Below are 23110 nucleotides of genomic sequence, written 5' to 3'. Positions count from 1 at the left end.
TGTCTCAGACGCTGCCTCCGCCGTCGACCGTGAGCACGCTGCCCGTGACGAAGTCGGCGTCGGGCCCGGCGAGGAAGGCGACCGCGGCGGCGATGTCCTCGGGCGTCCCGATCCGGCCCAGCGGCCGTTCGGCGGCCTCGGCGAGGAACTCGGCGTCGGACTGGCCCAGTTGGCGCGCTTCACGGGCCAACATGGGGGTCCGGGTGTCGCCCGGTGCTACGCAGTTGACCCTGATGCCCGCGGGGCTGTGGTCCAGCGCCATTGCCTGGGTCAGCATCACCACACCCGCCTTGGCCGTGCAGTACGCGGCGGCCTTCTCCCCGGCGCGCAGCCCCCAGCCGGAGGCGACGGTGACGATGCTGCCGCGTCCGGCCCGCTCCATGAGCGGAAGCACCGCCCGGCACACCAGGAAGACCGAGTCCACGTTGTCCGCGAACGACCTGTGCCAGTCCTCCAGGGACAGGTCCTGCACCGTTCCCCGCCGGATGCTCCCCGCGACGCAGCACACGTCCGTGATGCCGCCGAGCCTGCCGACGACCTCCTTCACGAGCGCCAGGACGTCGTCCTCGTCGGAGACGTCGCACAGGAACGACTCGGCGACCCCGCCGTCGGCACGGATGCGGTCTGCCACGGCCGCCGCCTCGCGGTCCCGGTCGACGACCGCGACGGCCGCGCCCTCGTCCGCGAGTCGCCGCGCGACGGCGCCGCCGATGCCTCCGCCGCCCCCGGTGACCAGCGCCACCCGTGCGCCCGACCGTCCCGCCCTCATCGCCGGTCTCCCGTGAGCGTTCCGTCGAACAGCTGGGTGAGCAGGGCCTTCTGGGTGTGCAGACGGTTCTCCGCCTGCTGGAAGATCTTCGACCGCGGCCCGTCCTTGACCTCGGCGTCGACCTCCTCGCCCCGGTTGGTGGGCATGCAGTCGAGGAACACCGCCTCGTCGTCGGCCAGTTGCATCAGCGGCGCGGTGATCCGCCACCGGTCCGCGAGCCGCGTCCGCGACTGGATCTCTTCCTGGCCGACGAGCGTGGGGGACTTCCAGCTCAGGGTGTACACGGCGGCGCTGCCGCGGACGGCCGCCTCCAGGTCGTGAGTGAGTTCGACGCTCGCGCCGGTACCGGCGGCGACCTCCCTGGCGGCTCGGGTCACGCGCTCCTCGGGGGCGAAGCCGGGCGGATGCGCGATGGTGATGCGGTGCCCGAGCAGGGCCGCGGCCATCATCGAGGAGTGCAGGACGCCGGGGGTCTTCTGCCGCGGCGAATAGGACCAGGCGTACACGATCCGTTTGGCCGGAACCTGCGCACCGAACAGCTCCCGCAGCGTCATCAGGTCGGCGAGGACCTGGCACGGGTGCTCCTCGTCGTCCAGCGCGTTGATGACGGGGATCGTGGCCTGCTCGGCCATCGCGCGCAGCCGGCGGTGTCCCGCGCCGTACTCGTTCATGTCGTACCAGCGCACCACGAGGGCGTCGAGATAGCGGTTGAGTACGCCGATGGTGTCCTCGATCGACTCGCGGTTGGCGAGCCGCAGCTCCTCCACCCCGTACGGGTAGCTGTCGCCGCCGAGTTGGGAAGCGGCGACCTGGAAGGAGACCCGGGTTCTCGTGGAGGGCACGTTGAAGAGCAGGCCGATGCAGCGGCCCGCCAGGTGGGCGCGCGAGTCGTCGCCGCGCTTCATCGCTTCGGCGAGGTCGAGCAGGGAGCACACTTCCTTGGCGGAGAGGTCCTGTATGCGCAGGATGTGTCGCGCGGTCACGTGAGTACTCCTGTCTCGGTGGAAGGAGGGACGCGCCTCCGCAGCCAGTGCTCGGCGACGACGGAGACGAGCAGCATCGCCAGCGCCACGGCGACGCTGACGCCGAGGAACGGCAGCATGACGGCGGTGGAGGCGATGAGTGCGAGGTTCAGGCGGGCGGTGCGGCCCCGGGGGAGGAGACGGGCGGCGGAGAGGAAGGCCATGAGGAAGATGAGCAGGTAGGTGGCCGACGACGCCTTGATGAGCGTCGTCTCGCCGGAGTCGGTGGCCAGGAGGAGCAGGACCGGTACGGCGTAGCCGGGCAGGAGCGCGAGAACGGCGCGCGCCGGGACCTTGCCCTGTCGGGAGAGGCGGCTGAGCCCGGTCGGCAGGATGCCGTCCCTGGCGAGCGCGAAGACGACGCGGGAAGTGCCCAGGCACCAGGCGTTGGTGGTGAGCAGCAGCAGGACTCCCGCGATGAGATAGCCCGTGCTCTCAAGACCCGACCCCGTGGCGACCTGGAGGAGCCGCACGAACGCCGTCAGATCGGACTGGCCCGCGGACGTCTCGGGCAGTGCCACGGAGACGGTGAACGCCATGGCGAAGTACAGGAGACCCACACAACTGACGGCATAGAGAATCCCTTTGGGAAAGGTGCGTCCGGGATTGCGCACCTCCTCGGCCACCGGGGCCGCGTTCTCCCAGCCGATGAACCCGAAGAAGCAGATGAGCAACGTACTGCCGAGGGAACTCCAGCCGTGCGGGGCGAACGGCGCGAGACGTCCGTAGTCCCCCTTGGGGAGAGCCAGGCAGATGACGACGGCCAGCAACAGCACCACGCAGCCGAGAACCGTCATCTGGACGCGCGTACTCACCTTGATTCCCCAGAGGTTGAGCGCGACGCAGAACACGATGACGGCGGCGCCCGCGAGGAGGGAAGCGCGGTTCGAAGCCGCGGGATCGACAGCCGCGAGCAGATAGCGCCCGGCCGCGAGCCCCAGTACCGGATTGCCCGCGAGCAGCGTGAGGAGGAGGAAGACGGCGGCGATCCGGCCCGCCCGGGCGCCGAATGCCGCTTCCACGAACTGGGCGACGCCCTTGCTCGTGGGATGCCGTACGGACAGTTTCGCGAAGACGAGGGCGAAGGGATAGCTGTAGAGGATCAGTACCCCCCACGCGACCAGGGAAAGCGGCCCCGCCTCGGCCCAGGCGAGAGCGGGAATCAGCAGCACGCCCGCGCCCATCACGGAGGTGACGTAGTGCGCCACGAGCCCCGAGGTGTCCAGCTGGCGGACCAGCCGAGGGGGCTCGGACGCTTCCGGCGCGGCCCCCTCCACTGGGGTCATACGGTCTGCCCGGCTTGGTCTTTGCGTGAGCCGTTCCAGAGCGCGTCCATGGTTTCGTGGCTGATCGGTTTGTGCAGGTCGGCACGGGACGCGTAGCCCATGTTGATGATGAGGCGGCGGCCGCGGGTGAGCGGGTAGACGCGGTGCAGGGTGGTGTCGGTGCGCATCAAGTAGAGGTCGCCCGGCTGCAGTTCGAAGGAGTGGATGGGCTGTGCGATGAACTGCTGGTGCAGCTGCGGGTCCTCCTTGTTCCAGTACGTGCGGGGCACGCACTGGACGAACCCGCCGTGCTCGGCGGGCGGACAGGTGACGACCCAGACGAGCGCGAAGCTGTAGTCGTCCCAGTGCCACCCGTGCGTGTCACCGGACTGCTCCAGCTCGGTGATCACATACCGCTCCGGCTCGTAGGGGCACGTGAGCACCGGCTCTCCGGCGACCCTTCCCAGGGCGCCGAGCAGGTCGGTGGCCGCGTACACCTGTGGAATGACGTCCCCGTGCTCGCTGATTTCGCGATGGCGGACATTGCGCATCAGCCGGGGCGTGTCGCCGGTCTCCTTGAAGCTCATTCCGCGACGCACGCCGTGTTCGGCGATGAGATCTTCTATTTCGGCCGCGACCGACGACTTCACGAGGTCGGGCACCAAGAAGGGTAATTTGGTGAATCCGTTCTGGAGGAAATCGCGGCGCGCGCCCTCCAGCATTCGTTCCTCGACATTGTTGACGAGGTGTTCCGAGAGGGACTGAACGAGGCCCCCGATCCGCTCGCCCGGTCGCATGACCAGCTCCCCACATGGTCGGCAGGAGGTTTACTCATGTTGTCTTTTGGCGGACCGAAGCCTACCCGGTCGACCTGTGAGCCCCACGGAAAGCGATCTGTTCAAGCCAGCGTGAATGATTCGTATTGCATACATCCGTATAAACAGTGCAGCGGAATTCTTGACACGCCGATTCTTTTTGTCAGTCCGGTCACTCCGCAGGGGCGACCCGCACCGACAATCCGTAGTCCAGTTCGGACCCGTCGACGAGTACGGCCTCGACCGACCGGGTCTCGGGGTCGATGTCGGCCTCCATGCCGTCCCCCACGTACCGCGGATAGCCGGAGGCGCCGGTCTTCCCGGTGGCCACCACCACCGCGGAACGCAGCGCCCCGGCGGAGCCGCCCGCCCCCGCCCCGTCGCCCGCGGTGAACTCGGGCACCAGCAGCAGCTCGTAACTCTGCGGATCAGTGTTCATGCCAGTGACGCTAGACAGGACTCGCGCGCACCGCACGTTCTGTTCGCCCCGTGGCACCGGTCCAGTCGCATGTCACCGGTCCAGTGCGGCCGCGGCCGCGGCGACCACCGCGTCCGCCATCGCGGCGAGCGCGGGGGAGTCGAGCTTCCACTGCTGCCAGAACAGGGGTACGTCCACCACGCGCTCGGCATCGAGCAGGACCAGCGTGCCTGCGCGAAGCAGCGGCTCGGCCTGCGCCTGCGGCACCACGCCCCAGCCGAGGCCCGCCTCGATCGCCTCGACGAAGCCGCGCGACGAGGGGACGTAGTGCCGCAGCGGGCTGGCGCCGCGCCCGCCCGTCACCTTGCGTGCGAAGTCGTCCTGCAGACAGTCGCGGCGGTCGAAGAACATCACGGGAGCGTCCGCGATGACCTCCCCGAGCGGCACGCGCGGCCAGTCGCCGAGCCGCCGCGCCGCGAACTCGGGCGAGGCGACCGGCAGATACCGCATCCGTCCAAGGCGCCGCACCGTACAGCCCGACACCGCGTCCGGCGACGACGTCACCGCCGCCATCACCGAACCCTCGCGCAGCAGCGACGTCGTGTGGTCCTCGTCCTCGCGGCGCAGCTCGAAACAGATCCGCAGCTCGTCCGGGATCCGGGCCAGCGCGGACATGAACCACGTGGCGAGCGAGTCGGCGTTCACCGCGACCGGCAGCACGGCGGGCTCGCCCGTGTCACTGATCCCGAGCTCGGCGCGCGCGTCCCGTTCGAGGCGGGCCAGCTGCCGGGCGAACCGCACGACGACCTGCCCCGACTCGGTGGGCCGCACCGGCTTCGTACGCATCAGCAGGACACGGCCGGTCCGGCGCTCCAACGCCTTCACGCGCTGACTGACCGCCGGTGGCGTGACGTGCAGGGCGGCAGCGGCGGCGTCGAAGGTGCCCTCGTCGACGACGGCGAGAAGTGTGCGCACATGCTCCAGCGGCAGTTCCGACAGCGCCCCCGACTTGAATGTCGCGCCTCCAGAAGATGACATCACGATTGCTTAAGCTACATCAGAATCCTTACCTGTACTTAAGGCATCAATGATCCTTAACGTCGATGCCATGGGAACAGCACTTACCGCCGCGGCTGCCGGATTCGGCACCGGACTCTCGCTCATCGTCGCCATCGGCTCGCAGAACGCCTTCGTGCTGCGCCAGGGCATCCGACGTCAGTCGGTGCTCAGCGTGGTGGCCATCTGCGCCGTGTCCGACATGGTGCTCATCGCGGCGGGCGTGGCCGGAGTCGGCACCGTGGTCACGGCCTGGCCGCCCGCGCTGACCCTCGTCGGCCTGATAGGCGGAGGCTTCCTCCTTTCGTACGCCGTGCTCGCCGCACGCCGGGCCCTGCGCCCCAGCGCCATGACGGCCACGGGCGCGACGGCCGGGTCACGGCGCGGCGCCCTGCTCGCCTGCCTCGCCATGACCTGGCTCAACCCGCACGTCTACCTCGACACCGTCCTCCTCCTCGGTTCGGTCGCCGCCGGTCACGACACGCTGCGCTGGGCCTTCGGGGCGGGCGCGATGCTGGGCAGCGTGTGCTGGTTCGCCGCGCTCGGCTACGGCGCGCGGCTGCTCAGCGGCTTCTTCGCGCGGCCCGCGTCCTGGCGGGCGCTGGACTTCCTGATCGCCGCGACGATGACGGTCATGGGCCTGACGCTGGTCATCGGCGCGCTCTGACCCCTGCCCCCGGCCCCGCGCCTCGCCGCGCTCAGTCCCACAGCTCGGCGCGGTGCGCCCCGATCAGGGAGCTGATGCGGGCCAGGGTCTCGGCGGCGGGCAGCGGATCGACGCGTCGGCCGTCGCGCAGCCGCAGCGCGACCAGGTCGTCGGCGTCCTCCTTGGCGCCGATCACGGCCTGGTAGGGCACGAGACGGGCCGCTCGGACGCGCGCGCCCAGACTCCCGAGCTCGGGACCGGCGAGCTCGGCCCGCAGCCCGAGCTCCGCGCACCGCTGCAGCAGCCGCTCGGCGCCCGACAGCTGGGCCTCGGAGACCGGCAGGACCGCCACTTGGACGGGGGCGAGCCAGGCCGGGAACGCGCCGCCGTGCCGCTCGATGAGATGGGCGACCGCTCTCTCCACGCTGCCGATGATGCTGCGGTGGACCATCACCGGGCGGTGCTTGGCACCGTCCGCGCCGATGTAGTGCAGATCGAAACGCTCGGGCTGGTGGAAGTCGACCTGGACGGTGGAGAGGGTGGACTCGCGACCCGCCCCGTCCACGACCTGGACATCGATCTTCGGCCCGTAGAACGCGGCCTCTCCCTCGGCGGCCTCATAGGGCAGTCCGGAGCTGTCGAGCACCTCGGTGAGCAGGGCGGTGGACCGGCGCCACTTCTCGGGGTCGGCGACGTACTTGCCGCCGGGGCCCGGCAGGGAGAGCCGGAAGCGGGCCGGACGGATGCCGAGCGCGTCGTACGCGGAGCGGATCATCTCCAGGGCGGCACGCGCCTCGTCGGCGACCTGGTCCAAGGTGCAGAAGATGTGCGCGTCGTTGAGGTGGATGGCGCGGACCCGGTTCAACCCGCCCAGTACGCCGGAGAGTTCGGCGCGGTACATGCCGCCGGTCTCGGCCATGCGCAGCGGCAGCTCGCGGTAGCTGTGGGAGCGGGAGCGGTACATCACCGCGTGGTGCGGACACAGGCTCGGCCGCAGCACCATCTGCTCGCCGCCCACGTCCATCGGCGGGAACATGTCGTCGCTGTAGTGCGACCAGTGCCCCGAGATCTCGTACAACTCCCGCTTGCCGAGCACCGGCGAGTACACGTGCCGGTAGCCCGCACGCCGCTCGGCGTCGCGGATGTACTCCTCCAAGGCGTGCCGCACGGCCGCGCCGTCCGGCAGCCAGTACGGAAGTCCCGCACCGAACAGCGGGTCGGTGCCGAACAGGCCGAGCTCGCGCCCGAGCTTGCGGTGGTCGTGGTCGTGAGCGCGGGGCTGGTCGTGGTCGTGGGTCGCATTGCTCATGGCGGTCTCCTCGCGGACGTGAGGCGAGTGACCGCAAGCAGAAGCCCCGGGGCACTCGCCCCGGGGCTTCGGACTCAGACATCGGTCAGCGCGCCGGGACACTCTCCGGCGTCGTCGTCATCGCAGCGCGCTTGTTCATGTCGGGGACCGTAACAGAGCGGAGTCCGGCACGGCACGTGATTTGTCCGCGAGGATCTCCGCCGTCTCGAAGTACGGGCGGCTCGCTGCCTCCGCCCCGTGGGCGAGCAGGTAGAGCGCAGTCGAGACGCGTTCGAGGTAGCCCCACTCCCACACCGCGGTGGCATCGGCACCGCACTCCTCGGCCAGCAGCGCACAGTAGCGACGGGCCAGCCGTGGCGCATCGCCTGCCAGCAGCTCGGTACACCAGTCGCGCAGCACCACGCCGAGATCGTACGAAGGGTCGGCGAGGAAGCCGTCGGGGTCGACGAAGACGAATCCGCTCTCCGCCCCCGCACGTGGCGTCGGCACGCGCAGCAGGTTGTCCGGGTGGGGATCGCCGTGGACGACCACCGCTCGGGACGGGCAGTGCGCGGCGGCGCGGCGCTCGGCGTACGCCATGGCCCTGTCGTACGCGGCCACGGAGCAGGGGCGCCCCAGTTCTTTCCACAGCTGCTCGACGAGCACGGCCAGCGCGGTGGCCTTGTCCTCTCCGGCAGGCTCCGCGGGCCCGGGCGAGCGCGGAACTTGCCAGGCCCGGCGCAGCGTCGCGCACAGGGCGGCGATCTGCTGTTCGGGCGCGAGGGTGAGCTCGGACAGGGGTTCGCCGAGGTGCTCCATGAGCAGGGCGAACCGGTCGGTGTCGTGGTTCAGCACCCGCACGTAGCCGTGGCCTCCGGCGCGCAGGAGGGTCGCGATCTGCCCCGCGCTACCGGCCTCGGGCAGGGCCAGCTTGAGGACCACGGCAGCTCCGCTGTCGGTGCGGGCCCGGGCCACGTAGCCGCCCGCGCCCGCCCGGAGCGGCGGTCCGACGACGACGGACCACTGACGTTCGAGGTCGGCGATCAGCGCGGGCAGCTCCGCCAGCCACTTCTCACCGACCGGCCCGAGCCGCTCGGCCCGGCGGCGTACGACGGGCGCCACCTCGATGCTCTTCTCGCGGCTGCCGTCGCGGCTCTTCTCGCGCACGGAGTCACCCTAGGTCGCCCGGGGTCCTTTCGGGCCCTGCGGCCCCTGCGTGTGAAGGTGGTCACAAGCGGCCGTCTCATGATCGGGGTCGGGTGCCACGGACGTACCGAGTTCGCGTAAGGTCGCGGGTCGGCCATCCACGGCCGACCCGAGCCACACCGTCACCGAACAAGGAGCCGCAGGTCATGCCGGCCAATGACGCCACCCAGGCGCCGATCTACCACACGCTCATCCAGGAACACGGCGACGTCGTCGCCACGGCCCGCAAGGCCGCGGAGGAGACCCAGCAGACGGCCGAGGACCTGTTGGACTTCAGCACGCCCGCCCGCGCCCGTACGCCTGCCGCGCCCACGTCCTAGAGACGACGGGACGACGGTGCGGCACGGGCGCCGTGAGGGCGCCCCGGCCGCCGTTCGCGTCGACGCCGCCCGATCGGCCAAGATGGCGCAATGGACTACGAGTTCTGGAAAGAAATTCACGAACGCGGCGGCATCCCGGCGGTGAAGAGCGCGCTGGAGGCTCTTCCCGGCGACCTTCCGCCGCAGGACGCGGATGCCGCGACGGAGATGGCCCTCAAGGTCATCGAGGACGACATCGCCCGCATCAACGCGCGGGCGGACCAGGCCGAGGCGCGGGCCCGCCAGCTGACCGAGCAGACCCGCGAGGTGAACCAGCAGCTCACCGAGCACGCGACCCGCGGTGCGGAGGAGCCTGCACCGGGGAGAGCCACGGAGTGAGGCGTACGGCCGGGGTCGCCCGGCCTGACGGAAGCTCCGACCGGGTGTGACCTCGGGCGCACCCGCACCCGCCTCGCGCAAGGGTCACGCCCGAGCCATCAGCCGCACCATCGCCGTGTCGTACCGCGCCTGCAGCCCCGCGTCCGCCGACACCCGCAGCAGCGCCCCGAGCGCGCGGACCGCGCCGTCGTCGTAGCCGGACGACTCCGCCTCGCGGGCCGCGCTCTCCAGCCGCCGGATCCCCTCGGCCTCGTCGCCCATACCGAGCAGCGCCTCCCCGATCACGGTCCGCAGCAGCACCCGTGCCGCCGCCGACGCCTCCGAGGGGCTGTCGAGGTCGAGCGCGGCGACCGCCGTCTCGAAGGCGGGCCGCCACTCCCTGGCGTCGAGGCGGTGCCGGGCGAGGTGGTACAGCGCGAGGCGCTCGGTGTTCCGGTCGCCGACGCTGTGGGCGAGCTCCGCTGCCAGTGCGCACCCCTCGGCGGCCTCCTCGGGGCTGCCGAGTTCGGACTGCGCGAGCGACAGGTTGATCAGCGCGGTCGCCTCGCCGCGCCGGTCGCCGACCTGGGCGGCGAGCACGGGCGCGGCCTCCAGATGGGCCAGCGCCTCGGAGGTGCGGCCCTCCTCCGTCAGGACCCAGCCGAGCAGGGCGCGCACCCGCGACTCGGCCCGCGCGTCCCCGTCGGCCCGCGCCGCCTCAAGTGCGGTGCGCAACAAGGGAGCCCAGTCGTCCCGCACCCGCCACACGATCTGCGGCCACAGCGCGAGGACGATCCGCCACGTCCTGCCGTGCAGCCCCGCCGCCCGCGCGGCCGACGCCGCCGACGTCAGGTCGTCGCGCTCGGCCGCGTACCAGGCCATGGCCTGCTCGCGGTCGGTGAACTCCCTCGTGGCCTGCGGCGTACGGAAGTCCGTCGGCAGCGTGAAGCACGACTCGTCACCGGGCTCGGCCGCGTCGGCGGCGGCGAGCGCCGTGGCCACACTGTGGTCGAGCCCGCGCACCAGGGCGTCGGGCCCTGCCTCCAGACCGCGCGCGTACAGCCGTACGAGATCGTGCAGCGTCCAGCGGTCCGGCGCGGTCCGGATCACGAGATGCGCGGCCGTGAGCTTGTCCAGTGCGGCGCCCGCCGCGTCCGGGTCCGTCCCCGCGAGAGCCGCGGCCGCGTACCGGTCGACATGCGTGCCCGGGTGCTGCCCGAGATGGGCGAAGTGGTGCGCGGCGTCATCCGGCAGCCGCCGCACCGTCAGCCGCAACGCCGCCCGGACGCCGGTGTCCTCCACGTCCAGGAGGTTCAACCGCCGCGACTCGTCGGAGAGTTCGGCGCTCATCGCGCTCAGCGGCCAGTCGGGCTGGTCCGCCAGCCTGGCGGCCGCGACCCGCAGCGCGAGCGGCAGCCCGCCGCACAGCTCCGCGAGGTGCCGGGCGGCCACCTCTTCCGCGAGCACCCGTTCCTGGCCGAGCACTGCGGCGAGCAGCGCGGTGCTGTCCTCCGGTTCGAGTACGTCGAGGGGGACGGGCCTGGCCGCGTCGGAGGCGATGAGACCGCGCAGCCGGTACCGGCTCGTCACCACGGTGACGCACTCGGCCCCTCCCGGCAGCAGCTCTCTGACCTGCGCGGACGCTCGGGCGTTGTCGAGTACGACGAGGAGTCGGCGGTCGGCGCACAGGGACCGGAACAGCGCGGACGCGCCACCGGCCGACTCCGGTATCCGCCGCGGCGCGACACCCAGCGCGAGCAGGAACTCCCGCAGCACTTCGAGGAGGGCGGGCTCACCCGTGTCGCTGAAGCCGCGCAGATCGGCGTAGAGCAGGCCGCCGGGGAACTGCTCGCGGTTGCGGTGCGCCCAGTGCGCCACGAGCGCCGTCTTGCCGACGCCCGCGGGCCCGGTGACCAGACAGACGGGTGCTTCGCCCGCGGCGGCCCGGGACAGGGCGGTGAGCTCGGCGGCACGACCGTGGAAGCCGCGCGGCATGCGGGGCAGGAGGTCGACGGTGGGGGACGGGGGCGAGGGCGGGCTCGGCGCCGGGGGCGCCTGCTGGAGGGCTGGTGCTGGGGCTGGAGCTACGGTCGAGGGTGAGGGTGAAGCTGTGGTCGAGCCTGAGGTTGAGACCGGGGCCGAGGTCGGGTTCGGGGTCGGGGTCGAGACTGCGGCGGGCCGCCGGGCCGAAGTCGCACCCACCTCGTCGTCCCCGCGCAGCACGTCCGTGTACGCGTCGGCCAGCTCCCGGCCCGGATCGACCCCCAACTCGTCGGCGAGCAGCCGCCGGGTGCGGTGGAACCAGTCGAGGGCCTCCGAACGGCGCCCCGCACGCTGCAGCTCCCGCACGAGCGCGGCGGACAAGGACTCCCGGAGCGGGTGGACGCCCGCCTCCGCGCGCAGCACCGCGGCGGCCCGGGCGTGCTCGCCCATCCGCGAATAGGCCGTCGCCAGCGACTCCACCGAGGCGAGGCGGAGTTCCTCGAGGGCCTGGGCGGCGGCCTGCAAGGGCTGACTCGGAAACGCGCCGGTCAGCGCGGGACCCTGCCAGAGAGACAGCGCCTCCTGGTACATCGCCACGGCGTCGTCCGGCGTCCGCTGACTGCGGGCCAGCGTCACCAGTTCCTCGAAGCGGTGGGCGTCGAGCAGGGACTCCGGCATCCGCAGGACGTACGCGGTGCCCTGGGTGAGCAGTTCGACGCCGTACATGTCGGCGTCCGCAGTGTTGAGCAGGACCCGCAGTCGCGACACGTGGCCCTGGATGACGCCGCGCGCCCGCGGGGGCGGTTCGTCGTCCCACAGCGCGTACGTCAGCTGATCCACCGGGACCGGGTGGTTCGGCCTGAGCAGCAGGGCGGCGAGCAGGCTGCGCCGCTTTGCGGGGCCGAGAGGCAGCACGCCGACCTCAGTGGCGACGGAAACCGCTCCGAGCAGCCGAAACTCCACTGATGCAACTCCTCTTGCGGGCAAAGATCCAGATGTGCGAAGAGTACGGTCCGGGTGCGGACCCCGAGCGACGGGGGAGTACGAGAGGCGGCGAGCTGGCATGGTGGCCGGTTGGGAGTGGGACGACACGCTGTTCGAAGGGGCTGCCGCCTACTACGCGCGCGGACGGCTTCCCTACGCGCCCGGGCTGGCTGCCGCACTGGCCGAGGCCCTGCACCTGGACGGGCGCGGGCGCCTCATCGACGTGGGATGCGGACCGGGGACTCTCGCGCTGACTCTGGCCCCGCTGTTCAGCGAGGTCGTGGGCGTGGACCCGGACGACGGGATGATCGCCGAAGCGGAGCGCGATGCCGCCGGGCGGGGAGTGGCCGAGCGGACGCGATGGGTGCGGGCCCGGGCGGAGGACCTGCCCGCCGGGCTGGGCACGTTCACCGTCGCCACCTTCGGCCAGTCCTTCCACTGGATGGACCAGGACCTGGTGGCGGCGACGGTCAAGAGCATGCTCCGTCCCGGCGGGGCGCTGGTGCACGTCTCGGACCTGAAGCCGGAGGCGGAGGAGGCGGAACGGGACGCGCAGGCCGACGAGGACCTGCCGCATCCGGCGCCGCCCCACGATGCGGTGGGCGACCTCATCAGAAGCTATCTGGGCCCGGTACGCCGGGCGGGCCGCGGCGTGCTGCCGCAAGGCACCCCCGGCGGCGAGCGGGTCGTGCTCGCCCGTGCCGGATTCGCCGGACCGCAGCGCCTCGTCGTCCCGGGCGGGCAGCGTTTGGAACGCTCGGTCGACGACGTGGTCGCGGGCGTGTTCTCGATGTCGAGCTCCGCGCCGCACCTGTTCGGGACCCGCCGCGGCAGCTTCGAGGCGGACCTGCGGCGACTGCTGCGGGAGGCGTCCGCGTCGGGCCGGTTCTCCGAACGCACCCCGAGCACGGAGGTTTTCGTCTGGCGCACCGCCCTCCTGGAAGATGCGTGCTGACCGGGTTACATGCGTAATCCGCGTGGTGCATGCAGAAGTCGCCGCCCCCTTGGATAGGCTGGCGCCATGGGAATGTCCTCCACCGAGCGGCTGCGTGCGGCAGTGGCCGCGCTGATGCAGCTCACCGGCGACACGCAGGCGAGCCTCGCCGCCGTGCTCGGCGTCGACCAGACACAGGTGTCGCGCCGTCAGTCCGGTACCGCGGCCTGGAGTCTGGACGACTGCGACGCGATCGCCGCGCACTACGGCATCGACGTGCTCGACCTGCTGGCCGGTCCCACGCGCGCGTGCGAGGCGCTGTCCGCCGACCGCCGCCGCACCGTGCCCAGGCGCCGCACCGCGGCCGATGAGCCGAGGGAGGCCCGGCGGTGAGCGACTTCGACGCGATCGACGCGCTGCTGGCCGCCTCCGGGCCCGAGGTGGAGCTGCCGCCCGCCGAGGAGCGCCGCGCGCTGCGTGAAGCCCTCAGCCTCTCCCAGGCGCAGGTGGCGCGCGCCATCGGCGTGAGTCCGGCCACGGTCGGCGGCTGGGAATCCGGCCGTGAACCGACGGGCGGGATCCGGGAGAAGTACGCGTACTTCCTGGAGGCCGCACGCACGAGGCTCACTCCGCAGCCGGAGACCCAGCCGGATCCCGATCCCGAGCCCTCTCCGGAGCCTGAGCCCTCTCCGGATCCGGACCCCGAGATCCTCCCCGAGCCCAAGCCGTGCGTCCTGTGCGGTCAGCCCGCGACCGACCAGGTCGAGGGCTTCCCGCAGCACTTGGACCACGCCGAGTGCGGTACGCGCGGAGACAGTGCCAAAGACGCCCCCGCCGCCCCCACCCGCCCCGCCACCCCCATGAAGCTCGTCCCGGCAGGCCGCCGCGCCAAGGCCGCCGCCGAGGCCCCCGACGCCATCGGCCGAGCCGTGAAGGAGGCGCTCGCCGCGCACGAGGGTGATGTGGAGGCCGCCACCGCCGCGCTGGTGCGGCGCGCCATCCCGGACGCGATGGCCCTGCTGGACGAGACCCGCAAGGGCGGCCGCTACGACGTCGTGGCGCACCCCTGGATCCCCGACATCCTCCGCAAGCAGACCTCGCGCGGCGCGGACCAGATCTGGGAGGCCCGCCCCAAGTGGACCCGCCCCGAACTCCCGCCGGGCGCACACGAGGTGACCGCGCTCGACATCAACGGCGCCTATCTCTCCGCGCTCAAGACGCACCTCCCGCTCGGCCAGCTCGAGCACTCCACCGGCTTCGACCACGACCGGCGCCGCGCGGGAGTCCACCTCGTCACCCCGCCCCACTGGGACCACGAGGGCGTGCTGCCGAACCCGATCGGCAACCGCGACGAGCCGGGACCGCTCTGGATCACCGAGCCCACGCTGCGCCTGCTCCTGCGCCTGTCGTCGCCGAAGTACGGGCTGTGCGAACCGCCGACGATCCACGAGTCGTACACCTCGGGCGCGACCGAGGGGCTCCTCGAGAAGTTCCGCGTCGCCCTCAAGGACGCCCGCGACCGGGCGATCAGCGAGGACGACGAGGTGACGCTGGAGTACGTGAAGGCGATGTACTCCAAGTTCGTCGCCACCATGGGGGAGTCGAACTACAACCGCGAGCTGTACCGCCCGGACTGGATGCACCTGATCCGCTCGCAGGCGTTCGCCAACCTCTGGATGAAGGCGTACAAGGCGTACGACGAGGGCCTCACCGTCGTACGGGCGATGGGCACCGACGAGCTCCATGTGATCGGCGACTGGCAGAGCATCTTCCCTGAGGGCCGCTCGGTCTCCGAGGTGAAGGTCAAGGACCGGTACACCCTCAACTGAGACGCATAGGCTCAGCAGTCAACCAGCTTGCCGACAGCGGATGGCCGCCGCCCGATTCGGATAAGGCAGAGCTCCGGCGCGCCCTACGGTTTCGAGGAAACCGGAGCCCTGGAGGCGTACATGGACAGCTATCGCGGTGTGCGGACGGCCGTGATCGTGGGGGCGGGCGTGGCCGGTCTGACAGCGGCCACCGCCCTGGCGCGCGGCGGATGGCAGGTGGAGATCGCCGAGGCGGAGCCGCCGGGGGCGACGTCTGGATGGGGGCTGTGCCTGACCGGGCCTTCGCTGCGCGCGCTGGACGAGTTGGGCCTTGCGGACGCATGTCTGGCCGAGGGCTACGGCATGAGCACGATCACGCACGCGGACGTCGACGGCGAGCCCGCGGGCGAGGTCCGGCTGCCGCGCCTCGTGGGCGGGCGACGGTCGGCGATGGCCGGTATCGCGCGTCCCCTGTTGCATCGCATCCTGCACGCGGAAGCCGAGAGGCGAGGCGTAGTGGTGCGCCATGGGGTGACCGTTGTCGCGGTGGACCAGGAGGGCGAGCTGGTCCGCGTGCGGTTGTCGGACGGGACGGTCCGCGGGGTCGCCCTGCTCGTGGGAGCGGACGGGATCCGCTCGTCGGTACGGGGCCTGTTGCGGCTCGACGCATCGGTCGACTTTCACGGGCAGATGGTCTGGCGGGCCCTGGTCCCCCGTCCGCAATGGGCCACCGGCATCCATCAGTTCGCCGGGGAGACCGGCACGGCCGGGCTCGTACCCCTCTCGGACCGGCAGGCGTACGTGTTCCTGACGGAGAACGGAGTGGAGCGGAGCGTTCTGCCCGACGCCGAACTCGCCCCACGCCTGAAGCAGTTGCTGGCTGCCTTCCCGGGCCGGGTGGCGGAGCTCCGTTCGCAGGTATCCGGTTCGGGATCGGTGGTGCGCCGCCCGGTGCTGACGGCCCTCCTCGACGGCGCCTGGAGCCGGGGAGCCTGCGTGGTCATCGGGGACGCCGCGCACGCGCCCGCGCCGCAGATGGCCAGTGGCGCCGCCCTTGCCGTCGAGGACGGGCTCGTCCTGGCCCGGGAACTCGGACGGCACGAGTCCGTCGACGTGGGGCTCCGGGCGTTCGTCGGGCGGCGCGCGCGGCGGTGCCGAACGCTCGTGGAGACCTCGGTGGCGATCGCCGGTCTGGAGCAGGCGCAGCGCCACCCCGAGGCGTATCTGCTGGCTGACTCCTGCCACCGGCTGATGGCCGAGCCCGCGTAGAGCATCAGTCAGTGGGCTCCGACAACGAGCTCCGACAACGAGCTCCGATAGTGAGCTCCGACAATGGGCCCCAGGGAGGTGCACCCACCATCATGCCGACGCCGCTGCGCAACCACCTCATCACCAGGTCACAGAACCCCGCCGACCTGCTCAACGCCGCCACTCGCCTGTTCGGTGGCGCGATCGCCACATCGCCCCTGGGCGAGCTGTGCGGCGGCGATCACGAACTGCGCGGCGTCGCGGCGCACGACTTCGCGGTCGGGTGCTTCGCCTCGCCCCTCGGGGTGCGGGTCACCCCGGCCGAGGGCCGTGACCACGATCGCCATCGTGACCGCGGCCGAAGCCGCGGCTCCTACTTCATCAACATCGGTGTCTCCGGTGCCGTCGCCGCATCGCGCGGCGGCCTGCAGACGACCCTCGACGAGGCGACGGCGGGAGTCGTCAGCCCAGGAGACACCCAGGAACTGCGGCCCCTGCGCAGCCGGAGGACCCGGTTCCTGGGCCTGCGGATCGACGCCGCCCTCGTCGACCAGGAATTCGCGGTGCTGACCGGGCATCCGCCGGTGTCCACCGTGCGGTTCACTTTCGCCCTCGACCTGGCCAAGTCCAAGGGGCGGGCGGTACAGCTGCTGGTCCGTTCCCTCCTCGAACAGCTGGACTCGGGCGACCCGCTGTTCCAGCGCGCGGAACTGCAGCGCAGCCAACTGCGTTGCCTCGTGACCGCCCTGCTGCTGGCCCAGCCCCACTCGCACACCGGCGAGCTCCACGACGGTCCGCAACCCGGCCACCCGCGCTCCCTGCGGGCAGCCCTCGCCTTCATCGAAGCGAATCTTGCGGAGCGCATCAGCCTCGACGACGTCGCCGGGGCCGCGGGCTGCAGCCCGCGGACCCTCACCTCCGCATTCCGCGGCGGGCTCGGGATCTCGCCCATGTCCTACGTCCGGAACCTCCGGCTCGACAGGATTCGCGAGGACCTCCTCGCCTCCGGCGACCCCGTCGGCACGGTCGCCTACCGCTGGGGCGTCTCGCACCTCGGCCGCTTCGCAGGCGAGTACCGCGCCCGCTTCGCCGAACTGCCCTCCGACACCGCAAACCGCGGATGACCCGCCCCGTCCGCGCCGCGACGGGTCACGCGGTGCGCGTGTCCGCGTAGGCCGGGAGCTTCCAGTCGCCCCCGCGGTCCTCCTTGGAGAACCGCGCGACCAGGTCGGGAACGTGGAAGAAGCAGGCCAGCGCGGTGACGTGCTGGAAGGCGCTGATGGCGTGCTTGTTCATGGGCATGCCCACGCGCAGGATGCGGGGGTTGACCTCGGCCTGGATCTGGTCGGCGAAGGGCCGCAGGACGCGGTCGTAGTCCGCCAGGGCGGTGGGCAGGTCGTCGGCGTGCCGGTTGATCTCACCGGCCAGGACGTAGGCCCCGACCAGACCGCCGGAGATGCCCATGCCGCTGTAGGGGGAGGCGCAGTGTGCGGCGTCGCCGACCAGGGCCACGCGGCCCTTGGACCAGGTGTCGGTGCGGACTTGGGCGATCTCCTGGGAGTAGAAGAACGGGCTGTCCTTCATGCCCTCGACGAAGCGATCGGTCTGCCAGCCCGCGTCGTGGAACCGGTCGGCCCAGAACTTCTGCTGCTGCTCGGCGGGCGCGCGGTGGATCGCGGAGGCTTCCGCCGAATCCTCGCGCAGCACGAAGTACACCTGCGTCTCGGTCGCGTTGTGGCTGCGCCGCATGATCTGGCGGCCGCCCGGGACCATGTAGGTGTCGCGGATGTTGGTGTCGGAGGCGATGCGCGGGACGAACCAGTAGGCCATGTGGATGCCGACGCGCCAGTACGGATCGAAGCCGTCCGGCAGGAGCGCTCGCCGGATGCGTGAGCCTTGGCCGTCGGCTCCGATCAGCAGGTCGTGGTCGCCGGAGGTGCCGTCCGAGAAGTGCGCGGTGACGTGGTGCTCGTCCTGGTCGAAGCCGTCGACGCTCTTGCCGAAGACGTACTCGGTGTCGCCCTTGGTCGCGTCATTGAGGATGCGGACCAGGTCGCCGCGCATGATCTCGTACTCCGAGGTGAGGGTCTGCCGGCCCTTGCCGGAGGTGTTGGCCATGATCGTCGCTCGCGGCCTTCCGCGGGAATCGACGAAGGCCACGCCCGCCTCGTCCACCAGCCGACTGCGCACGGTCTCGAGCAGCCCCATGCGTTCGACCGCCTCGATGCCCTGGCCGCGCAGATCGACCTGCGCCCCCGAGGCGCGCAGCGCCGGGGAACGCTCGACGACCGTCACCCGGTGACCGCCGCGGGTGAGCCAGAAGGCCAGCGCCTGCCCGGCGACCCCGCCACCGGCGATCAGAACCCGCAGGGAGCGCACGGAGCGTTTGGTGGTCTTGTCCGTCATGACGGCACCCAAAATCTATCGGTGATTGATTTCTTTCGAGAGTCTTCTATCAGCGATAGATTGTCAACGTGACCAAGATGAACCGTGAGACCGTCGTCACCGAGGCGCTGGATCTGCTCGACGACGTGGGCCTGGAAACCGTGAGCACCAGACGGCTGGCCAAACGGCTCGGCGTCGAGCAGCCGTCGCTCTACTACCACTTCCGCACCAAGAAGGACCTCCTGGCGGCCATGGCGGCGGCCGCCATGGCCCCGCACGCGACCGCACCGCTCCCGGCGCCCGAGGACGACTGGCGCGAGTGGTTCCTGGAGAACGCACGCAGCTTCCGGCGCACGCTGCTGCAGCGCCGCGACGGCGCACGCCTCCACGCGGGCAGCACCCCGACCGGCGACCTCGACCGGATCCGCCGCAAGATGGCCTTCCTCGTCACCTCCGGCGTGCCCGAGAAGGACGCCCAGATGGCGATGCTGGCTGTCGGCCGCTACACGGTCGGCTGTGTGCTTGAGGAGCAGGCGGATGCGGGCCCGGCGGCCGACCTGCCACCCGACGTTCCGGTCCTCGACCACGAAGCGGCGTTCGAGGCGGGCCTCGGCCTGATCCTCGGCGGCCTGACGCGGCACACCGCTCCGACCGAGAACTGAGACGCTGCCCCGCAGGGGGAGGGGAAGGAGAGGCATGGACGCAGCGATAGCGGGGTTGATCGGCGCTCTCGGCGGTGCTGCTCTCGGCGCAGGCGGAGCCTGGGGCGCCGCGAAGATCGCCCTGCAGGGGGCCAAGTATCAAGCTGACAGGACGGCAGAAGCCGCTCATGCGCAGTGGCTTCGTCAGCTTCGACGTGAGGCGTACGTGCAGTTGCTCGGCACGTGCCGAGGGCTGCACCGTGACATGACGATCGCCATGTACAACCGCCGGTTCATGAACCGGGAGGAGCGGGAAGCGGAAACACGACGCTTCACGGAGACTCTCGAAGAGCTCGACACGGCAATGATGACGGCACGCCTGGAGGCTGACGAGACCGTCGCGGATCTCATCAGCGAAACCCTGCTGACCTTTGGCATGTTCAGCGGCTACTTCGTCGGGCAAGGGGAGGGCACTGACACGTTGGATCCTCACTTGGCCCGGTTCGAGGAACAGATGCGGGAGCAGCTCAAGCGAACCGAGAAGTACGCCCGTGATTCGCTTCAGGCTCCCGACGGAGCACCGAGTCACCTGACGTGGACCGGGGTCCTGCCGACCTTCGACGATCCAGCACGCCCGGCGTCATAACCCCTGGCCCCCGTCCTCCCGTTCCGGATCAGTGTGGAACTCCGAGGCCGTCCATCACGATGCCCAGCGCGCGTTCGACGGCCTCCTCCGCGCCGGGGGTGGTGACGTGGGACAGGGCTCGCAGGAGCAGGGAGACGTCGTCGACGGCGACGTCCTTTCGGGCCGCGCCGACCGCCTGCGCACGGCCCAGGGCGCGCTCGACCGCGCCCAGGAGTGCGTCGGCCGAGGAGACGACCTGGGGAGACAGGTCCTGCCAGTCGTCCCTGTGCGGCGGCAGCAGGTCCATGAGCGCCGTCTTCACGGCACCGACCGACACCAGCGTGCGCAGGAGCGCGACGAACGCCTCGGCCGGGTCGTCGATGTCGTCGGCCAACTCGCGCGCCTGGTCGGCGAGACCGTCGAGGTAGCGGGCGGCCGTGGCCTCGATGAGGTCGTGTTTGGTGGGGAAATTGCGGAACACGGTCGCGATGCTGACCTGTGCCCGGCGGGCGATCTCCTCCGTGGAGGCAGAGGCTCCCTTCTCGCCGAAGACCTGCTCGGCCGCAAGCAGAACGCTCTCCCGGTTGGCGGCTCCGTCTCGGCGCATGACGACTCTCCTTGTTATCCGTAGTGGCGACTACGTATGATGCGTAGTAGTGACTTCGCTTAAGGCCATAAGGGTATAGCGGGCGCGGCTCGTCGCGCCGCAGTGCGCCCTTCCGGCCTCCTCAGGAGATCAAGGAGTTTCAGCTATGTCCTTACCGGACGAGAACACCACCGTCGTGATCGTGGGATCGGGCGTCGCCGGTCTCGCGCTGGGCAACTTCCTGCTGCGCAGCGGGATCGACTGCGTCATCCTGGAGCGGCGCGGCCGTGCGTACGTGGAGCGGCGGCAGCGGGCGGGGGTCATCGACACTCGTGCGGCACGCATGTTCCGCGAGTGGGGCCTGACGGAGCGGGTCGTGGGCGGCGAGCCCTTCGAGCCGGTCATGAACTTCCGCATCGACGGCCGGACGCGGCCTTTCCGGTTCCTGGCCGACGACAACGGCGACGGCCGTTTCTGCCCGCAGCAGGTCCTGGTGCGCAACCTCATCGACGCCTTCGTGGGCGACGGCGGGGACCTGCGCTTCGAAGCCGACGACGTCACGCTGGAGAACCTGGGCGGCGAGCGGCCTCTCGTGCGCTACCGCGACACCACCGGCACCACGAGGGCGCTCACCTGCGAAGTGGTCGCGGGCTGCGACGGCGACCGCGGCGTGAGCCGGGCGTCCATTCCCGCCGACAGCATCACGCGCTACAGCCGCGAGTACGGCTACGCCTGGCTGACCGTGCTGGCAGAGGTCGCGCCCAACCACCAGTCCATGATGGCGATCCACTCCCGCGGGTTCGCAGGTCAGTTCGCGCGCGGCCCGCACGCCAGCCGCTTCTACCTGCAGTGCCCGCTCGAAGGCAGCACACAGGACTGGCCCGACGAGCGGGTCTGGGACGAGCTCGAGGCCCGTTTCGGGGAGCCGGTCGCGGCCCGAGGGCCGATCGTCAGCAAGCAGATGGTCCCGTTGCGCAGCGTGGTCTTCGACCCGATGAGCTACGGAAACCTCTATCTGCTGGGCGATGCCGCCCACATCGTTCCGCCCATGAGCGCCAAGGGCATGAACCTGGCCCTGCACGACGCCGACGTCCTGGCCAGGGCCGTGCTCAGCAAGGTCAAGGACAACGACCCGATGGCGCTCAATGAGTACTCCGTCACGTGTCTGCGGCACGTGTGGAACTACCAGGCCTTCGCGGCGTGGTTCACGGACCTGATGCACGACAGTGGCGACGCCTCCTACCGGGGTGTGTTCCAGCAGCGGATCGCGCGCGCCGAACTGGAGCGCCTCTACGCGTCGACCACGGCGAACCGGCTGTTCGGCGAGTTCCTCGTCGGCTTGAACGAGTAACTCGCCGCCGAACTGGCCGGGTTGACGCCGCTTGCGGTCGGCGGTCTTGACACATGCGTACGGTTTCGCGACCTTTGAGCCTCGCAGGACAGGGGGACGGGAACGGGGGAGCGGTCAGCCATGAGTTCCGTCAGATCCACAACGAGATCCAGCACCGGCACCGGGTTCAACACCAGCACCAGATCCGGTACCAGAACCAGCAGCAGACCCAGGACCAGCACCAGATGCATCCCCCGCGCGGAGCCCGCGGAAGGACGGTCGGTCTGAGATGGACATCACGATCCACCGGCTCGACGGGCTGAGCCCCTCGCTCCGCGCTGCCTGGCACCGAGCCATGGATGAGTCGCCCAGGTTCGCGAACCCCTTCCTGGCACCGGAGTTCGCCATGGGCATCGCCCGGCACCGCGGCGGAACGCGCGTGGCGGTGTTGCGCGAGAAGGGGGAGGCCGTCGGCTTCCTCCCCTTCGAGCGCAACGCCTTCGGGGTGGGCCGGGCCATCGGACTCGGTCTCTCCGACTGCCAGGCCCTCGTGCACCGGCCCGGGATCACCTGGGACCCCCACGCGCTGCTGCGGGCCTGCGGCCTCTCCGTCTTCGAGTTCGACCATCTGGTCGAGGACCAGAGGCCGTTCGGCGCGTACGTCACGGGCACGTTCGCCTCCCCGGTCCTCGACCTCAAGGTCGGCGAGGAGGAGACCTACGCGGAGTGGTTGCGCAGCGCCTATCCGGGCCAGGCCAAGACGATGCTGAAGAAGGAGCGCCGGCTGAGCCGCGACATCGGCGAGACGCGGTTCGTCTACGACGAGCGCGACCCTCGGCTGCTGCACACCCTCATGCGCTGGAAGTCCGCCCAGTACCGCAGGACGGGCCGCATGGACCGCTTCGCGAAGCCCTGGATCGTCGACCTGGTGCACGACTTCTTCGAGGTCCGCGAGGACCACTTCACCGGCGTGCTGTCCGTGGTGTACGCGGGCGACCGGCCGGTGGCCGCGCACTTCGGGCCGACGTCGAGCACCGTGTTCGCCGCCTGGTTCACCGCGTACGACCCCGAGCTCAGCTACTACTCGCCCGGCCTGATGATGCATCTGCGGATGGCGGAGGCGGCGGGCCGGGACGGCGTACGGGTCATGGACATGGGCCGGGGCGACAAGGAGTACAAGGACTGGCTCAAGACCCGCGAACTGCGCGTGGGAGAAGGCTTCGCGACCCGTCCCCACCCGGTGGCGGCGGCGCACCGCCTGTGGCGCAGACCGGTGCGCGGCCTGCGCAACACGGTCCTGGCCCACCCCCGGCTCAGAGAACCGGCCGACCGGCTGCTGAAGACCGTCGGCTCGATGCGCACGTCGCGCCACGGGGGCGGGCGCTGAGCGCCACCTCCGCCCGCTGCTCTTCGACCTTCGACCC

23 protein-coding genes are annotated in these 23110 nt (G+C 71.0%); 12 read left to right on the top strand and 11 right to left on the bottom strand.

Features of this window, described 5'->3' with window-relative positions:
• Positions 1–4 precede the first annotated feature (4 nt).
• The 6 genes from AC068B_RS21940 to AC068B_RS21915 form a co-directional block, all read right to left on the bottom strand.
• On the bottom strand, positions 5–769 hold the full coding sequence (locus AC068B_RS21940; RefSeq protein ID WP_356255805.1) for an SDR family NAD(P)-dependent oxidoreductase: 765 nt from the start codon (positions 767–769) through the stop codon (positions 5–7).
• Positions 766–1752: an ornithine carbamoyltransferase gene (locus AC068B_RS21935; RefSeq protein WP_478673354.1), complete on the bottom strand. Its 987-nt coding sequence runs from the start codon at positions 1750–1752 to the stop codon at positions 766–768. The genes AC068B_RS21940 and AC068B_RS21935 overlap by 4 nt, the downstream gene beginning before the upstream one ends.
• Complete coding sequence (locus AC068B_RS21930; protein WP_478673353.1) at positions 1749–3077, bottom strand: APC family permease; 1329 nt, start codon at positions 3075–3077, stop codon at positions 1749–1751. Before AC068B_RS21930 ends, AC068B_RS21935 begins: the two co-directional genes overlap by 4 nt.
• Positions 3074–3853 carry a HalD/BesD family halogenase gene (locus tag AC068B_RS21925; protein WP_478673352.1) on the bottom strand — a complete coding sequence of 260 codons (780 nt, stop codon included), beginning with the start codon at positions 3851–3853 and terminating at the stop codon, positions 3074–3076. The genes AC068B_RS21930 and AC068B_RS21925 overlap by 4 nt, the downstream gene beginning before the upstream one ends.
• A gap of 190 nt (positions 3854–4043) precedes the next feature.
• Entirely contained in the window at positions 4044–4310 is a 267-nt protein-coding gene (locus tag AC068B_RS21920; protein ID WP_356255816.1) for a hypothetical protein, read from the bottom strand.
• Between the two features lie 72 nt (positions 4311–4382).
• Positions 4383–5327 (bottom strand): LysR family transcriptional regulator ArgP, encoded by a 945-nt coding sequence (locus tag AC068B_RS21915; RefSeq protein WP_478673351.1) that lies wholly within the window; start codon positions 5325–5327, stop codon positions 4383–4385.
• A gap of 70 nt (positions 5328–5397) precedes the next feature.
• Here AC068B_RS21915 and AC068B_RS21910 point away from each other — a divergent pair, with 70 nt between their 5' ends.
• Positions 5398–6012, top strand: a complete 615-nt coding sequence (locus tag AC068B_RS21910) for a LysE/ArgO family amino acid transporter (protein ID WP_478673350.1) — start codon at positions 5398–5400, stop codon at positions 6010–6012.
• A gap of 31 nt (positions 6013–6043) precedes the next feature.
• On the opposite strand, the gene thrS is transcribed toward AC068B_RS21910, so the two are convergent.
• Positions 6044–7300, bottom strand: a complete 1257-nt coding sequence (gene thrS / locus AC068B_RS21905) for a threonine--tRNA ligase (RefSeq protein ID WP_478673349.1) — start codon at positions 7298–7300, stop codon at positions 6044–6046.
• Positions 7301–7435: 135 nt separating this feature from the next.
• Positions 7436–8446: an aminoglycoside phosphotransferase family protein gene (locus AC068B_RS21900; RefSeq protein WP_478673348.1), complete on the bottom strand. Its 1011-nt coding sequence runs from the start codon at positions 8444–8446 to the stop codon at positions 7436–7438.
• A 185-nt stretch (positions 8447–8631) separates the two neighbouring features.
• Here AC068B_RS21900 and AC068B_RS21895 point away from each other — a divergent pair, with 185 nt between their 5' ends.
• Both AC068B_RS21895 and AC068B_RS21890 read left to right on the top strand, forming a co-directional pair.
• The gene (locus tag AC068B_RS21895; RefSeq protein ID WP_356255831.1) at positions 8632–8805 is read left to right on the top strand and encodes a hypothetical protein; all 174 of its coding nucleotides are present in this window, start codon (positions 8632–8634) and stop codon (positions 8803–8805) included.
• A 90-nt stretch (positions 8806–8895) separates the two neighbouring features.
• Positions 8896–9183, top strand: coding sequence for a hypothetical protein (locus tag AC068B_RS21890; RefSeq protein WP_468568495.1), 288 nt, complete (start codon positions 8896–8898; stop codon positions 9181–9183).
• Positions 9184–9267: 84 nt separating this feature from the next.
• On the opposite strand, the gene AC068B_RS21885 is transcribed toward AC068B_RS21890, so the two are convergent.
• Complete coding sequence (locus AC068B_RS21885; RefSeq protein WP_478673347.1) at positions 9268–12108, bottom strand: AfsR/SARP family transcriptional regulator; 2841 nt, start codon at positions 12106–12108, stop codon at positions 9268–9270.
• Between the two features lie 100 nt (positions 12109–12208).
• Between AC068B_RS21885 and AC068B_RS21880 the strand changes: the two genes are divergently transcribed.
• From AC068B_RS21880 to AC068B_RS21860, 5 genes are all read left to right on the top strand, one after another.
• Complete coding sequence (locus AC068B_RS21880; protein ID WP_478673346.1) at positions 12209–13084, top strand: class I SAM-dependent methyltransferase; 876 nt, start codon at positions 12209–12211, stop codon at positions 13082–13084.
• A gap of 66 nt (positions 13085–13150) precedes the next feature.
• Positions 13151–13456: a helix-turn-helix domain-containing protein gene (locus tag AC068B_RS21875; RefSeq protein ID WP_478673345.1), complete on the top strand. Its 306-nt coding sequence runs from the start codon at positions 13151–13153 to the stop codon at positions 13454–13456.
• Positions 13453–14892, top strand: coding sequence for a helix-turn-helix domain-containing protein (locus AC068B_RS21870; RefSeq protein WP_478673344.1), 1440 nt, complete (start codon positions 13453–13455; stop codon positions 14890–14892). Before AC068B_RS21875 ends, AC068B_RS21870 begins: the two co-directional genes overlap by 4 nt.
• 120 nt (positions 14893–15012) lie before the next feature.
• Positions 15013–16140 carry an FAD-dependent monooxygenase gene (locus AC068B_RS21865; protein ID WP_478673343.1) on the top strand — a complete coding sequence of 376 codons (1128 nt, stop codon included), beginning with the start codon at positions 15013–15015 and terminating at the stop codon, positions 16138–16140.
• A 92-nt stretch (positions 16141–16232) separates the two neighbouring features.
• Entirely contained in the window at positions 16233–17243 is a 1011-nt protein-coding gene (locus AC068B_RS21860) for a helix-turn-helix transcriptional regulator (protein WP_478673342.1), read from the top strand.
• Between the two features lie 25 nt (positions 17244–17268).
• Here the strand turns inward: AC068B_RS21860 and AC068B_RS21855 are convergent, their stop codons facing one another.
• Positions 17269–18525 carry an FAD-dependent monooxygenase gene (locus AC068B_RS21855; RefSeq protein WP_478673341.1) on the bottom strand — a complete coding sequence of 419 codons (1257 nt, stop codon included), beginning with the start codon at positions 18523–18525 and terminating at the stop codon, positions 17269–17271.
• Between the two features lie 77 nt (positions 18526–18602).
• On the opposite strand from AC068B_RS21855, the gene AC068B_RS21850 reads away from it, so the two are divergent.
• Together AC068B_RS21850 and AC068B_RS21845 are read left to right on the top strand one after the other, a co-directional pair.
• On the top strand, positions 18603–19166 hold the full coding sequence (locus tag AC068B_RS21850) for a TetR/AcrR family transcriptional regulator C-terminal domain-containing protein (protein WP_478673747.1): 564 nt from the start codon (positions 18603–18605) through the stop codon (positions 19164–19166).
• Positions 19167–19200: 34 nt separating this feature from the next.
• Positions 19201–19791 carry a hypothetical protein gene (locus AC068B_RS21845; RefSeq protein ID WP_478673340.1) on the top strand — a complete coding sequence of 197 codons (591 nt, stop codon included), beginning with the start codon at positions 19201–19203 and terminating at the stop codon, positions 19789–19791.
• A gap of 28 nt (positions 19792–19819) precedes the next feature.
• Here AC068B_RS21845 and AC068B_RS21840 read toward each other — a convergent pair whose 3' ends face one another.
• The gene (locus tag AC068B_RS21840) at positions 19820–20377 is read right to left on the bottom strand and encodes a TetR/AcrR family transcriptional regulator (protein WP_478673339.1); all 558 of its coding nucleotides are present in this window, start codon (positions 20375–20377) and stop codon (positions 19820–19822) included.
• A gap of 145 nt (positions 20378–20522) precedes the next feature.
• Between AC068B_RS21840 and AC068B_RS21835 the strand changes: the two genes are divergently transcribed.
• A complete protein-coding gene (locus AC068B_RS21835; RefSeq protein WP_478673338.1) occupies positions 20523–21707 on the top strand; it encodes a 4-hydroxybenzoate 3-monooxygenase in 1185 nt (394 codons plus the stop codon).
• A gap of 268 nt (positions 21708–21975) precedes the next feature.
• Positions 21976–23073: a GNAT family N-acetyltransferase gene (locus tag AC068B_RS21830; protein WP_478673337.1), complete on the top strand. Its 1098-nt coding sequence runs from the start codon at positions 21976–21978 to the stop codon at positions 23071–23073.
• The last annotated feature ends 37 nt before the right edge of the window (positions 23074–23110 follow it).

It is taken from the genome of Streptomyces sp. NPDC042371 (assembly GCF_056437465.1).
This window is presented reverse-complemented; position numbering and strand designations above follow the sequence as displayed.